This window comes from Micromonospora sp. ATLC20 (genome assembly GCF_057196585.1).
The window spans coordinates 1-11,868 of the sequence record NZ_JBXUOV010000178.1; the positions used below are offsets into that span (position 1 = coordinate 1).

At 72.7% G+C, this 11,868-nt stretch carries 17 protein-coding genes and 1 pseudogene; 8 read left to right on the plus strand and 10 right to left on the minus strand.

Annotated elements, in window-relative coordinates; genetic code table 11:
- Positions 1-634 (plus strand): annotated as a pseudogene (locus AC2CHG_RS25935) (DEAD/DEAH box helicase); the annotation flags it as partial.
- A 77-nt stretch (positions 635-711) separates the two neighbouring features.
- Here AC2CHG_RS25935 and AC2CHG_RS25940 read toward each other — a convergent pair.
- Positions 712-933, minus strand: a complete 222-nt coding sequence (locus AC2CHG_RS25940) for a hypothetical protein (RefSeq protein WP_355511321.1) — start codon at positions 931-933, stop codon at positions 712-714.
- Positions 926-1,177: a flavin reductase gene (locus AC2CHG_RS25945; protein ID WP_091414371.1), complete on the minus strand. Its 252-nt coding sequence runs from the start codon at positions 1,175-1,177 to the stop codon at positions 926-928. The genes AC2CHG_RS25940 and AC2CHG_RS25945 overlap by 8 nt, the downstream gene beginning before the upstream one ends.
- 186 nt (positions 1,178-1,363) lie before the next feature.
- Here AC2CHG_RS25945 and AC2CHG_RS25950 point away from each other — a divergent pair, with 186 nt between their 5' ends.
- From AC2CHG_RS25950 to AC2CHG_RS25960, 3 genes are all read left to right on the plus strand, one after another.
- Complete coding sequence (locus AC2CHG_RS25950; protein WP_036311366.1) at positions 1,364-1,579, plus strand: helix-turn-helix transcriptional regulator; 216 nt, start codon at positions 1,364-1,366, stop codon at positions 1,577-1,579.
- An 86-nt stretch (positions 1,580-1,665) separates the two neighbouring features.
- Positions 1,666-1,833, plus strand: coding sequence for a DNA-binding protein (locus tag AC2CHG_RS25955; protein ID WP_355511324.1), 168 nt, complete (start codon positions 1,666-1,668; stop codon positions 1,831-1,833).
- A gap of 75 nt (positions 1,834-1,908) precedes the next feature.
- Complete coding sequence (locus AC2CHG_RS25960) at positions 1,909-2,529, plus strand: putative glycolipid-binding domain-containing protein (RefSeq protein WP_355511326.1); 621 nt, start codon at positions 1,909-1,911, stop codon at positions 2,527-2,529.
- A 16-nt stretch (positions 2,530-2,545) separates the two neighbouring features.
- On the opposite strand, the gene cds1 is transcribed toward AC2CHG_RS25960, so the two are convergent.
- The 3 genes from cds1 to AC2CHG_RS25975 are packed head-to-tail and all read right to left on the minus strand — an operon-like array spanning position 2,546 to position 4,994.
- Positions 2,546-3,640, minus strand: coding sequence for an L-cysteine desulfhydrase Cds1 (gene cds1, locus AC2CHG_RS25965; RefSeq protein WP_262015595.1), 1,095 nt, complete (start codon positions 3,638-3,640; stop codon positions 2,546-2,548).
- A 10-nt stretch (positions 3,641-3,650) separates the two neighbouring features.
- Positions 3,651-4,493, minus strand: coding sequence for an SDR family NAD(P)-dependent oxidoreductase (locus AC2CHG_RS25970; RefSeq protein WP_484525772.1), 843 nt, complete (start codon positions 4,491-4,493; stop codon positions 3,651-3,653).
- Positions 4,494-4,535: 42 nt separating this feature from the next.
- On the minus strand, positions 4,536-4,994 hold the full coding sequence (locus tag AC2CHG_RS25975; RefSeq protein WP_030500728.1) for an Lrp/AsnC family transcriptional regulator: 459 nt from the start codon (positions 4,992-4,994) through the stop codon (positions 4,536-4,538).
- A 257-nt stretch (positions 4,995-5,251) separates the two neighbouring features.
- On the opposite strand from AC2CHG_RS25975, the gene AC2CHG_RS25980 reads away from it, so the two are divergent.
- Entirely contained in the window at positions 5,252-5,518 is a 267-nt protein-coding gene (locus AC2CHG_RS25980) for a BldC family transcriptional regulator (RefSeq protein WP_013473529.1), read from the plus strand.
- Positions 5,519-5,575: 57 nt separating this feature from the next.
- Here AC2CHG_RS25980 and AC2CHG_RS25985 read toward each other — a convergent pair whose 3' ends face one another.
- Positions 5,576-6,220, minus strand: a complete 645-nt coding sequence (locus AC2CHG_RS25985) for a UbiX family flavin prenyltransferase (protein ID WP_355511329.1) — start codon at positions 6,218-6,220, stop codon at positions 5,576-5,578.
- 97 nt (positions 6,221-6,317) lie between these two features.
- On the opposite strand from AC2CHG_RS25985, the gene AC2CHG_RS25990 reads away from it, so the two are divergent.
- On the plus strand, positions 6,318-7,328 hold the full coding sequence (locus AC2CHG_RS25990; RefSeq protein ID WP_410054957.1) for a terpene synthase family protein: 1,011 nt from the start codon (positions 6,318-6,320) through the stop codon (positions 7,326-7,328).
- Between the two features lie 20 nt (positions 7,329-7,348).
- Here AC2CHG_RS25990 and mqnP read toward each other — a convergent pair whose 3' ends face one another.
- Genes mqnP through AC2CHG_RS26005 form a run of 3 tightly spaced genes read right to left on the minus strand, consistent with a single transcriptional unit; the run spans position 7,349 to position 10,316 of the window.
- On the minus strand, positions 7,349-8,275 hold the full coding sequence (mqnP, locus tag AC2CHG_RS25995) for a menaquinone biosynthesis prenyltransferase MqnP (protein WP_463840149.1): 927 nt from the start codon (positions 8,273-8,275) through the stop codon (positions 7,349-7,351).
- On the minus strand, positions 8,251-9,711 hold the full coding sequence (locus AC2CHG_RS26000; protein ID WP_194802076.1) for a menaquinone biosynthesis decarboxylase: 1,461 nt from the start codon (positions 9,709-9,711) through the stop codon (positions 8,251-8,253). The genes mqnP and AC2CHG_RS26000 overlap by 25 nt, the downstream gene beginning before the upstream one ends.
- A 47-nt stretch (positions 9,712-9,758) precedes the next feature.
- The gene (locus AC2CHG_RS26005) at positions 9,759-10,316 is read right to left on the minus strand and encodes a carboxymuconolactone decarboxylase family protein (RefSeq protein ID WP_355511333.1); all 558 of its coding nucleotides are present in this window, start codon (positions 10,314-10,316) and stop codon (positions 9,759-9,761) included.
- 63 nt (positions 10,317-10,379) lie between these two features.
- Here AC2CHG_RS26005 and AC2CHG_RS26010 point away from each other — a divergent pair, with 63 nt between their 5' ends.
- The gene (locus AC2CHG_RS26010) at positions 10,380-10,850 is read left to right on the plus strand and encodes a MarR family winged helix-turn-helix transcriptional regulator (protein WP_262015600.1); all 471 of its coding nucleotides are present in this window, start codon (positions 10,380-10,382) and stop codon (positions 10,848-10,850) included.
- 44 nt (positions 10,851-10,894) lie between these two features.
- Positions 10,895-11,119 carry a hypothetical protein gene (locus AC2CHG_RS26015; RefSeq protein ID WP_262015601.1) on the plus strand — a complete coding sequence of 75 codons (225 nt, stop codon included), beginning with the start codon at positions 10,895-10,897 and terminating at the stop codon, positions 11,117-11,119.
- Here AC2CHG_RS26015 and ccsB read toward each other — a convergent pair.
- Positions 11,088-11,868 (minus strand): c-type cytochrome biogenesis protein CcsB (gene ccsB / locus AC2CHG_RS26020; protein ID WP_484525773.1); only part of this gene is annotated, 781 nt, incomplete at its 5' end. The two genes, AC2CHG_RS26015 and ccsB, sit on opposite strands and share 32 nt — an antisense overlap.

Consider the following 11,868-nt stretch of genomic DNA (forward strand, 5'->3'; position numbering starts at 1 on the left):
GCCGCGACGCGGCGGCGGCTCGCGCCGCTTCGGCGACCGCGACGGCCGGGGCTTCGACCGGGGCGGCCGGGGCGGCTTCTCCGACCGTGGCGAGCGCCGCTTCGGCGACCGGCCCGCGGGCGAGCGGTCCGGTGACCGGTTCGCGGACCGTGGCGGTGACCGCCGGTTCGGCGACCGGCCGGCGGGTGAGCGCTACTCGGGCGAGCGGTCCGGCGGCGGCGAGCGCCGCTTCGGCCGGCCGGAGCGTCGCGACGACCGGAGCTTCGGCGACCGGCGGTCCGACGGCCGGAGCTTCGGCGAGCAGCGGTCCGACGACCGCGGCCAGCGCTTCGGCGGCCAGCGCGGCGACGACCGGCGCTTCGGCGAGCGGGCCGACCGGCCGTACGGCGACCGGCAGCAGCCGGCGGCCGGACGCGGGTACGACCGCGACGAGCGGCGGTACGACGACCGGCCGGGCGGCTCGCGCGGCTTCGGCGACCGGCGCCAGGACGACCGCCCGCACGCCGAGCGGCGTTTCGGTGACCGGGGCGACGCGCGTCCGGCCGAGCGCCGGGCCGGCGGTTTCCGGGCCGAAGGGCGGGGCCGGGACGACAGGCGCGGCTTCGGCGGGCGCCCGCCGGCACGTACCCACTGATCTGAGCCCACCCACCGCCGCCGCCGAGCATCCGCTCGGCGGCGGCGGTGCGTCTGTGGTGATGTCGGCTCCCGGTTCTAGCTGCGCGGTGTGAGAACGGGATACCGCCGGGTCGGCTCATTCCACAGCGACAGGCGATGGCGAGGCCGCCAGTCGGGCGGTGGCGTCGGGATGGTCTTGTCGATGGTCTGCCGGAGGCTGCGCCGAGCGGACCGGCCCCACGACCAGGCGACCCAGCAGCCGAACGCCTGGGCGATGACGGCGGCCAGCAGCAGCCCAGTGCCGATCGGGTCAGACATTGCGCACCGACCGCAGCCAGCCCAGGAACCGGATGTGCATCTCGGCGGGGTCCGGCGGCTCGGAGTAGAGCCGGGTCAGGTCATCGGTTGCCTGCCGCATCAGGGCGGCCAGATCGACGGCGAGGTGGCGTCGGTCGTGCTCGTAGTCAGCGACCAACTCGGCCTTGGCGTTCTCGCACGGCCAGTTGAGCAGGTCTGCCGTACAGACCCAGAGGGGTTTCAGCGGAGCGTGGCGCTGGGTCACTCGGGGCCTCCTGCAAGGTTCGGCGTCCAGGTGGCACCCCCGTCCGCCGCGAACTCGCCACCGGGCGGGGGGCCTGATCCATCAGATCGCTCACTTGCCCCCCTGTCAATGTTGACGGGCCCACATAGGTGTGGTCATTTGTTCGCGTAACCATGGTCGGGTCCGCCCGCTCCTACCTTCGAAGTCGTGACCAAGGAGACGGGACCGGGCGAACTTGTCGCGGCCGGTGAGATCTTGAAGATGCTCGGCGTGGGCAGGTCGAGGTTCCGCGAGATCCGGCGGCACCCCGCATTCCCCGCGCCGTATCAAGAGCTGTCGGTCGGCGCGGTCTGGTTGAAGCGGGACGTCGAGCGGTACATCCGAGAGCACCGGCCGCCCCGGCCGGCGGACGACGACGAGTAGCCCGGAGAGGCATGACCAGTGCGTCTCCTGACTCCCTTCGGCGGGGGAGACGACCACGCCTGTACGGGCCCGGCGAGCTGGCCGCCTTGTTCGGCGTATCGCGTCAGCGGGTCCTGCAGATCACCCGCCGCCCCGGGTTCCCCGAGCCGCTCGCCCGACTGATCGGCATGAACGTCTGGGACGCGGACGAGGTGGACGAGTGGGCCCGCCACAACCGGCCGCCCCGCCCCACCGAGGGCGACGAGCAGGGGTAGTCAGCAACGCCCCAGCTCGCGGCGGCGTTCGCGCATCCGCTGCCGCCGACGGCCGGGTCGCGTAACGTCCGGACCATGCCGAAGTCGCTCTTCTGGGCCCGGACCGACACCGCCGGCTCCGAGCACGTCGTGCTCGACGACGGTCCGGGGCTGACCGCGCAGGGTGTGGCGCTCGCCGTGGATCCGATCCCGTACACGTGCCGGTATCGCCTGACCGTCGGCCCGGACTGGTCGACGAACCGGTTGGAGGTCGAGTCCGAGGGCGCCGGCTGGTCGCGGAGCGTACGCCTGGAGCGGGGCCGGGACGGGTGGCGCGTGCGTACCGGCGAGGAGGGTGACCTGGACGCGGCGCTGAGCGCGGCGGGCCACCCACCGGCGGGCCTGCCGGGTACCGACGACCCGGGCCGGCTGGCCGAGGCGCTCGACGTGGACCTGGGCGGTTCCCCGCTGACGAACACGTTGCCGATCCGCCGGATCGGGCTGGGGCGGCTGCCCGCCGACCTGGCCACGGCCGTGAACGTGGCGTGGGTGCTGCTGCCCGGCCTGGCCGTGGTGCCCGCCGAGCAGGTCTACACCTCGCTGGGTCCGGGCCGGGTCCGGTACGCGAGCGGCACGTTCACCGCCGACCTGGAGGTCGACCCGGAGGGCTTCGTGGTGCGCTACCCGGGGCTGGCCGAGCGGGTCGACCCGCTCTGATCGGCCGGGGCCCGGCTCAGGCGGTCGGCCAGGTGCCGTCGGTCAGGAACCGGTCGATGGTGGCGAGGTGCGGGGCGAGGTCGAGGCCCTGCGCGGCCACCCACTCGTCGGAGTAGTAGGTGTCGACGTACCTGTCGCCCGGATCGCAGATCAGCGTGACCACCGAGCCGGTACGCCCGGCCGCGCGCATCTGCGCGATCAGCCCGAACGCGCCCCACAGGTTGGTGCCGGTGGAGCCGCCCACACGGCGGCCGAGCACGGCCGAGCCGGCCCGCATGGCGGCGAGCGACGCGGCATCCGGCACCTGCACCATCCGGTCCACCACGCTGGGCAGGAAGGACGCCTCGACGGTGGGCCGCCCGATGCCCTCGATCCGGGAGCCGCGGTCGGTGCGGACCGACCAGTCGCCGGCCTGCCAGGCGGGGTAGAACGCGGAGTTCTCCGGGTCCACCACGCAGAGCTTGGTGGGCAGCCGCCGATAGCGGGCGTAGCGGCCGATGGTGGCGCTGGTGCCGCCGGTGCCGGCGCCGACCACGATCCAGGCGGGCACCGGGTGCCGTTCCAGCGCGAGCTGGGCGTAGATCGACTCGGCGATGTTGTTGTTGCCCCGCCAGTCGGTGGCCCGCTCGGCGTAGGTGAACTGGTCCATGAAGCGGCCGCCGCTGTCCTCGGCGAGCCAGCGCGCCTCCACCACGACCTTCGACGGGTCGTCCACCAGGTGGCAGCGCCCGCCCTGGAACTCGATCTGGGCGATCTTCTCCGGCGACGTGGAGGCGGGCATGACGGCGATGAACGGCAGCCCGAGCATCCGGGCGAAGTACGCCTCGGAGACCGCCGTCGAACCGGACGACGCCTCGACGATCGTGGTGTCCGGGCCGATCCAGCCGTTGCAGAGGCCGTAGAGGAACAGCGACCGGGCGAGCCGGTGCTTCAGCGAGCCGGTGGGGTGCACCGACTCGTCCTTGAGGTAGAGGTCGATCCCCCACTCCCGGGGCAGCGGGAACGGCAGCAGGTGGGTGTCGGCGGAGCGGTTGGCGTCCGCCTCGACAGTGGCGATCGCCTCGGTCACCCAGCGCCGGCTGGCCTCGTCGCACCTGTCGAAGTGAGTCACGCCGGCAACGTTACAAGCGAGGTGGGCTCGGGTTCTCCCGGACCCGGCGGGCCTGCCGCCGCTGACCGGCCCGGCCGGTGGCCCGGATCACCGGCGTGAGGGCCAGAGCGAGCCGGGGGAAGGCGTCCAGGAGCCGTACCTGGGCGCCGCGCCAGCGCGGCAGGCTGACCACCGGCCGGGGCCGCCGGGCCAGCCGGGCGGCCCGCGCGGCCACCCGCTCCGGCGTGAGCAGCGAGCCGGTGAAGGACGCCAGCGCTCCCGGGTCGTCCAGCTTGTCGTGCAGCATCGGCGTCCAGATGCCGTCCGGGCACAGGCACGACACGTGTACGCCCCGGACGCCGGCCATCCGCAGGTCGCTCAGGGTGCCGAGGCTGAACGCGAGCAGGGCGTGCTTGCTGGCCGCGTACACCGTCTCGCCCGGTGCGGCGATCAGCCCGGCCAGCGAGACGACGTTCAGTACGTGGCCGCGGCCCTGTTCGCGCATCACCGCGACGGCGGCGAGCGTGCCGTTCATCGCGCCGAGCGCGTTGACCTCGACCACCGCGCACCGGGCCGGGGCGTCGTGCGCCCAGGACGGCCCGGTGACCAGGATGCCCGCGTTGTTCACCCAGAGCCCGAGGCCGCCGGGCGCGGCCGCCGCCTCGGCGGCGACGTCCGCGCAGGCGGATTCGTCGCGTACGTCGAGGGCGCGCGACCAGCCGCCCAGCGGCGCGGCGGCGGCCGACACGGCCCCGGCGTCGACGTCGGTGAGCAGCACGTTCCACCCGTCGGCGTGCAGCGCGGCGGCGATCGCCCGTCCCAGCCCACCGGCCGCACCTGTCACCACTGCGGCACCGCGCTCCGAGCTCGTCATCGGCGCACGGTAACCGCAACCCCCGCCCCGGGGCCAGAGGCGTCAGGCGGTGGGCGGTTCCAGCGGCTGCGGGCGGTTCTCCCACTTGGTCGACAGGGCGATGCTGGTACGGGTGGACGCCACACCAGCAGTCCGGTTCAGCCGGACGATCAGCTGCTCCAGCTCGGCGATCGTGCCGACTCGCGCCTTGAGCAGGAAGGACTCGACGCCGGCCATGAAGTAGCAGGACTCGATCTCGGGGATGCGCCGGAACGCCTCCAGCACGTCGTCGGTGTCGGCGTCGGAGTCCTCGATGATGCCGATGAGCGCGGTGACGCCCAGCCCGATCGACTCCGGCTCGACCTCGGCCCGGTACGCCCGGATCACGCCGCTGGACTCCAGCTTGCCGACCCGCTCGTGCACGGCCGGGGCGGAGAGGCCGACCTGACGGGCCAGCTCGGCGTACGACAGACGGGCGTTGCCCCGCAACAACTCCACGAGGCTCAGGTCGATCGTGTCCACGGAGAGTGACCCTATCCGCTCGGCGGCCACCGAACACTGTCGGTACCGGTGCACCGGCCCTTCACAAACGTACGATCACGGGGGTTCTCCGCCGGTACCATTTCCTATCCTTCCCAGTGTGTGCGTTTTTCGCGTTTGGCGGACACGTCCGGTAGCCGGTGCTGTAATTGCCATACGTCCCTCATGACGGCTCTGGGCTCGCACCGGCCGGGGGCAGTGTGTTCAGCCGGGGGCTTCGTCGACGCGAGGAGGGGGCTGTGGACACTGGAGATCGCCTGCTGACACCGGGTGAGGTCGCTGCGCTGTTTCGGGTGGACCCGAAGACCGTGACCAGATGGGCAGCGGCCGGCCGGATCGGCAGTATCCGGACTCCAGGAGGGCACCGCCGGTTTCGGGAATCCGAGGTGCGGGCCCTGCTCGAGGGGGAGGGCATGCTGGACGAGGCGGAGGACATGGGCAAGGCCCGCAACATGGGCCCGACCGCTTCCACCGGCCCCGGACCGGCGAACGCCGGCATGTACTGAACGTGCGGGGCGCGGTCCGGCCGAGGGCCGCGCCCCGGACGTCGCCCAGCGGGTCCGTCAGCGCGGGTCCGCCTCCCGGCGACCGGCGGCCAGTTCGCCGGACCACCGCCGGAACAGTGTGTGCTCGACACCGAGCGCGTCGAGCACCTTCCCGGCCACGAAGTCCACGAGCTGCCCGGCGGACGCCGACGCCCCGGCGCCGTAGAAGCCCGGACTGGCCGGCAGCACCACCGCGCCCGCGTCGTGCAGCGCGATGAGATGTTCCAGGTGACTACGGGTCACCGGCGTCTCCCGGGGCACCACGACGACCGGGCGGCGCTCCTTGAGGTTCACCTCGGCGGCACGCTGGAGCAGGTCCTTCGACAACCCGATCGCGATGCCCGCGCACGCGGCGGTGCTGGCCGGCACCACCGCCATGCCGCGTACCGGGTAGGAGCCGCTGCTCGGGCCGGCGGCCAGGTCACCTGCGGGCCAGTGCCGCAGGTCCGCGCCGGTGAGGTCGCGGTCGAGCCAGGCGGCCAGGTCCTCGGTCCAGTGCGCGTCCCGGAAGGGCCGGCCGGTCTCGTCCAGCACTGTCAGCCGGGCCGCCCGGGAGACGATCAGGTCCACCGCCTGACCGGCGTCGAGCAGTCCCCGGACGACAGCCGCCGCGTACGGCGTCCCGGACGCGCCGGAGACACCCACCACCCATGGTTCGCGCATGCCCCAAGCGTGCCTGGTCGCCGCGGGCGGCGGGCGTCGACCCCCGTTCGGTCGGCCCGTCCGGGATGTCCAGTGGGTTCACGGAACATCCCACGGCATGAAATTCTTCGATCGGCGATCGACGTCCACGGAAGGGCCGGTGATGACGGCGGCGGTGCTGCGGGCGCTCCGCTCCGGCTGCCCCATCCCGCCCCGCCTCTCCCCGTACGCCGACGACGTGCAGGGCTGGCTGGTGGAGCAGGTCGACCGGCTCGGCCTGCCGGCTGACCCGGTGACCCGGCGACGGCTGGCGCGGGCCGGCTTCGCCCGGTACGCGGGCCGCCTCTACCCGGACGCCACCGAGCCCGACCTGCGGGTGCTGACCGCACTGTTCACCTGGTTCTTCCTCGTCGACGACGCCTGCGACGGGCGGGACGGGCTGACCCCGCCGCAGATCCGCGCGCTACGCGACGGTGCGCTCGCCCTGCTGCGCGAGGGTCCGCGCGCCCGCCACCCGGGCTTCTCCGGCCCACTGCGGCGGCTGCTGGTGCAGGCGTGGCGGGAACCCCGCCGCCGGATGCCGGCCCGGTGGCGGCTGCGCTTCGCCGACGCGGTCGCCGACCACCTCGACGGGGTCCACCGGGAGGCCACCGCCACCACGTCCGGCCGCCCACCGGGCGTCGCCGAGTACGTGCGGCTGCGCCGGGCCACGTCGGCGGCGTACGTGTCGTACCCGCTGATCGAGTTCGCATCCGGGCGTCCGCTGCCCGACGCGGTCTACCACCATCCGGCGCTGCGGCGGCTCGCCGGCCTCGCCAACGACCTGCTCTCCTGGTTCAACGACATCGCCTCGCTGGAGCGCGACCGGGCCACCGGCGGCGGGCACAACCTGGTGCTGGCGACGGCCGCCGAGCGGGGCGTGCCGCTGCCGGCGGCGGTCGACCTGGTGGCCGGGCACTGGCGGGCCGAGATGGACCGCTTCGCGGCACTCCTGGCGGCGGCGCCGTCGTTCGGCCCGACGCTCGACGAGGCCGTCGCGATCCACCTCGACGGGCTGGCCGCCGCCGTGCGCGGCACCGTCGACTGGACGCTGGAGAGCGCCCGCTACCCGGTCGCCGCGGCGTCCTGAGCCGGTGCCCGGCGTCGCCGCTACGGCCGCAGGCCGAGCCGGATCACCAGGTCGAGCAGCGCGAGGACGAACAACGCGATGCCGACGAAGCCGTTCGCGGTGAAGAACGCCCGGTTGACCTTGCTCAGGTCGGTGGGACTGACCACCATGTGCTGGTAGGCGAAGGCCACAGCGGTGAGCGCCAGCCCGATCCACCACAGCCAGCCGAAGCCGACCCACGCGCCGAACCAGATGAACAGCGCGAACGTCACCACGTGCGCGACAGTGGAGGCGTGCAGCGCGAAGCGCCGGCCGTACCGGGCGGGGACGCTGTGCACGCCGATCTCCCGGTCGATCTCCGAGTCCTGGCAGGCGTAGATCAGGTCGAAGCCGCCGATCCACAGGCCGACGGCGGCGCCGAGCAGCCACGCCGGGCCGGAGCCGTCGAGCGTGCCGGTGACGGCCAGCCAGGCGCCGACCGGGCCGACCGCCTGCGCCACCGCGAGGATGGCGTGCGGCCAGTTGGTGAACCGCTTGCCGTACGGGTAGACCACGAGCGGCACCACGGCGAGCGGCGCGAGCACCAGGCAGAGCGGGTTGAGCAGGGCGGCGGCGGCCAGGAACACCACGAGCGCGACCGCCGCGCCGGTCCAGGCCGTCCGCACGCTCACCGCGCCGGTGACCAGTTCCCGGTTCGCGGTACGCGGGTTCCGCGCGTCGATCCGCCGGTCCAGGATCCGGTTCGCGGCCATGGCGAACGTCCGCGCGCCGACCATCGCCACGGTGATCAGCAGCAGGTCGAGCCAATCCACCCGGCCGCCGTTGAGCTGCATGGCGGTCAGCGCCGACAGGTACGCGAACGGAAGCGCGAAGACCGAGTGCTCGATGGCGACGAGCTTGAGGAAGGACGAGACCCGGCCGGGTCGTTCCTGTACTGCCGCCGTCATCGGATCCCGTATTCCTTCCAGCGCTTGTCGACGAGCGAGACCACCTCGGGCGACATGCGCATCTCCTCCGGCCAGCCCCGGCTGTAGCCCTCCTCGGGCAGCTTGCGGGTCGCGTCGATGCCCGCCTTGCCGCCCCAGAACTGCTGGTACGAGGCGTGGTCGAGGTGGTCCACCGGCCCCTCGGTGACCATCAGGTCGCGGGCGTAGTCGACGTTGCCGAAGGCGCGGAACGCGACCTCGTTGTAGTCGTGCACGTCGCAGTCCTCGTCGACGATCACGATCAGCTTGGTCAGCGACATCATGTGCGCGCCCCAGATCGCGTTCATGACCTTCTGCGCGTGCTTCGGGTAGCGCTTGCGGATCGACACGATCGCGCAGTTGTGGAAGACACCGGCGGCGGGCAGGTCGTAGTCGACGATGTCCGGGATCAGGAAGCGCAGCAGCGGCGCGAAGATCCGCTCGGTGGCCTTGCCGAGGCCGTGGTCCTCCTGCGGCGGCTGGGACGTGACGATCGAGTGGTAGACCGGGTCGCGCTGCATGGTCATGCACTCGATGTGCATGACCGGGAACGGCTCGACCGGCGTGTAGAAGCCGGTGTGGTCGCCGAACGGACCCTCGGGCAGGCGCTCGCCCGGCTCGATGTAGCCCTCCAGCACGATCTGCGCGTGCGCCGGGACCTGCAACGGGACGGTCAGGCAGTCCACCATCTCGACCCGCTCACCGGCGAGGAACCCGGCGAACAGGTACTCGTCGATGTCGGCGGGCAGCGGCGCGCTGGCCGAGTACGCCACCACCGGGTCGGCGCCGATCGCGATCGCCACCGGCAGCCGCTGGCCGAGCCGCTCGGCGACCGCGTGGTGCGCGGTGGAGTTCTTGTGGATCTGCCAGTGCATGCCGATGGTGTTGTGCGAGTGCTGCTGGAGCCGGTAGAGCCCGAGGTTGCGCTTGCCGGTCTCCGGGTGCTTGGTGTGGGTCAGCCCGAAGTTGTGGAAGATTCCGCCGTCGCCGGGCCACACCTGCAACCCGGGCAGCCGGTTCAGGTCGACGTCGTCGCCCCGGTAGACCACCTGCTGGCAGGGCGCGGTCTTGACCTTCTTCGGCGGCATCGACTTGAGCTGCATGACCTTGCCCAGGCCGCCCATCATCCCGGAGAAGCCCTGCGGCAGCTCCGGCTTGAGCATGTCGCCGATGCGCTCGCCGATCTCGTCGAGGTGTTCCACCCCGAGCGCCATCGCCATCCGCTTCTCGGTGCCGAACAGATTGATCGCCACCGGCATCTCACCCCGGGTGGGCCGCTCGAACAGCAGCGCGGGCCCGCCGGCCCGGACGGTGCGGGTGACGATCTCGCTGATCTCCAGCGTGGGGTCGACCGGCGCGCTCACCCGCCGCAGCTCGCCCGCACGCTCCAGCGCCGCGAGGAAATCCTTCAGATCGGTGTACGGAAAGCGAGCCGCCATGCCCCCATCCTCCCGCACTCCCTTCCTCGGGCCGGGCGCGCCCCCGGTCAACTGGCGGCGGGCGTCCAGGCGTACGCGGCCAGCGGCTCGTCGAGCGGCGCCTCGGTGAGCCGGTTGGCGAACGTGGAGATCGTGTACGTGCCGACGCCGAGCACCACGTCCAGCGCGTGCCGGGGCTGCCATCCGGCGTCGAGCAGCGCGTCCAGGTCGGCGTCGGGGACACCGCCCCGGTGGTCGAGCACGGCGACGGTGAAGCGGCGCAGCGCCTCCAGCCGGGAATCGGGCAGCGTCGAGCCGGTCCGCAGCGCCTCGATCAGCTCGGGCGCGGCGCCGTGCCGGACCAGCGTCGCGGTGTGCATGGCCACGCAGAGGTGGCAGCCGTTGCGGGTGGCGACGGTCAGCACGACCACCTCCCGGGCGACCGGGTCCAGGTCGGTGGCCTCGAACGCGGCGTTGGCGGCGAGGAAGCCCGTGAGCAGTTCGGGCGAGCCGGCCATCAGGCTCACGGCGGCGGGTAGGTGGCCCAGCGAGCGGCGTACTCCGGTCATGACCGGGCGGGCGGCGGCGGGCGCGGTGTCCGGCTCGTACGCGGTGAAGCGGGACATGACAGGACCCCTCTCGTAAGATGGTCAACGTGGTTGACGAAATAGTAAACGTGGTTGTCGAACATGGCAACGCCTGACCGCCCCGGGTTCGCGCTGCCGCTGCTCCTGCTCGCCGGTTTCCGTACGCTCGTCGACGACCTGCACGCCGAACTGGCCCGCCAGGGGCACCCCGAGCTGCGCCCCGCCCACGGCTTCGTCCTCCAGGCCGTCGGCCCGGCCGGCACCACCGCCTCCGACCTCGGGCAACGCCTCGGCGTCTCCAAGCAGGCAGCGGGCAAGACGGTGGACCGGCTGGTCGCGCTCGGCTACCTGGAACGCGTGGACGACCCCGCCGACGCCCGCCGCAAGCTGGTCCGGACGACGGCGAAAGGCCGCGACGGGCTGCACCGCTCGGCTGAGGTCTTCGACGAGTTACGCGACCGCTGGGCGGCCACACTCGGCGCGGACCGGGTCGCCGCCATCGAGGACGACCTGCGCCGGATGGTCCCCGCCGACGTGTTCCGCCTCGACGTCCCCGGCTGGTTCGGCGGATGACTTCGTCACTGACAGGGTCGCCGGCGGCGGTTCATCATCGACGGATGGACGACGCATACGTGGTGGGTGACCCCGACGGCCTCAGCCCGCTCCAGGCCGAGATCCGCGACGCGGTGGCCCGCGAACTGCACGCCCAGTTCGCGCTGCGGGCGGACCGCCTCGAACTGGCCGACCTGCCCGAGGTGGCCTACCAGATCACGCGCCGGGTGGACGAGGTGCTGAGCGCGCGCCCGGTCACTACACCCCGGCGTACGAGTGCAGACCGGTGAAGAAGAAGTTCACGCCGAACAGGTTCATCATCACGGTCAGGAAGCCCACGATGGAGATCCAGGTCGCCACGTTGCGCTTCACGCTCGGCGTGGCCCGGGCGTGCAGGTAGCCCGCGTACACCACCCAGGAGATGAACGCCCAGGTCTCCTTCGGGTCCCAGCCCCAGGCGCGACCCCAGGCCGCCTCGGCCCAGATCGCCCCCGCGATCACCGCGAAGGTGAAGATCGGGAACGAGAAGGCGTGCAGCATGAAGGTCAGCCGCTCCAGCCCGGCCGCCTCCGGGAGGCGGCGGGCCAGGGTGTACGGGAAGCTGCGCCGCCCCTGCTCCCAGCCGGACCGCATCAGGTACGCGGCGGCGGGCACCACGCCCAGCAGGAAGATGCCCGAGGCGAAGATGATCGTCGAGACGTGGATGATGAACCACCACGACTGCAGCGCCGGCATCAGCGGCTCGATCGGCACGTAGAGCTTCAGCTCGGCGAAGGCCAGCAGCAGCACCATGACCAGCGTCAGGAACAGCCCGAGCCGGCGCAGCCACGGCTGCTTCCAGAGCACCACGAGCCAGGCCGCCACACCGATCCAGGTGCCGGTCAGCACGAACTCGTACATGTTGCCCCAGGGCATCCGGTCGGCGGCGAGGCCCCGGGTGACCACGGCGCCCAGGTGCACGGCGGCGGCGAGCACGGTGAGCCAGGTGGCGATCCGGCCGGCCAGCACGGCCCGCGCGGCGGTGCGGTCCGGGCGCGGC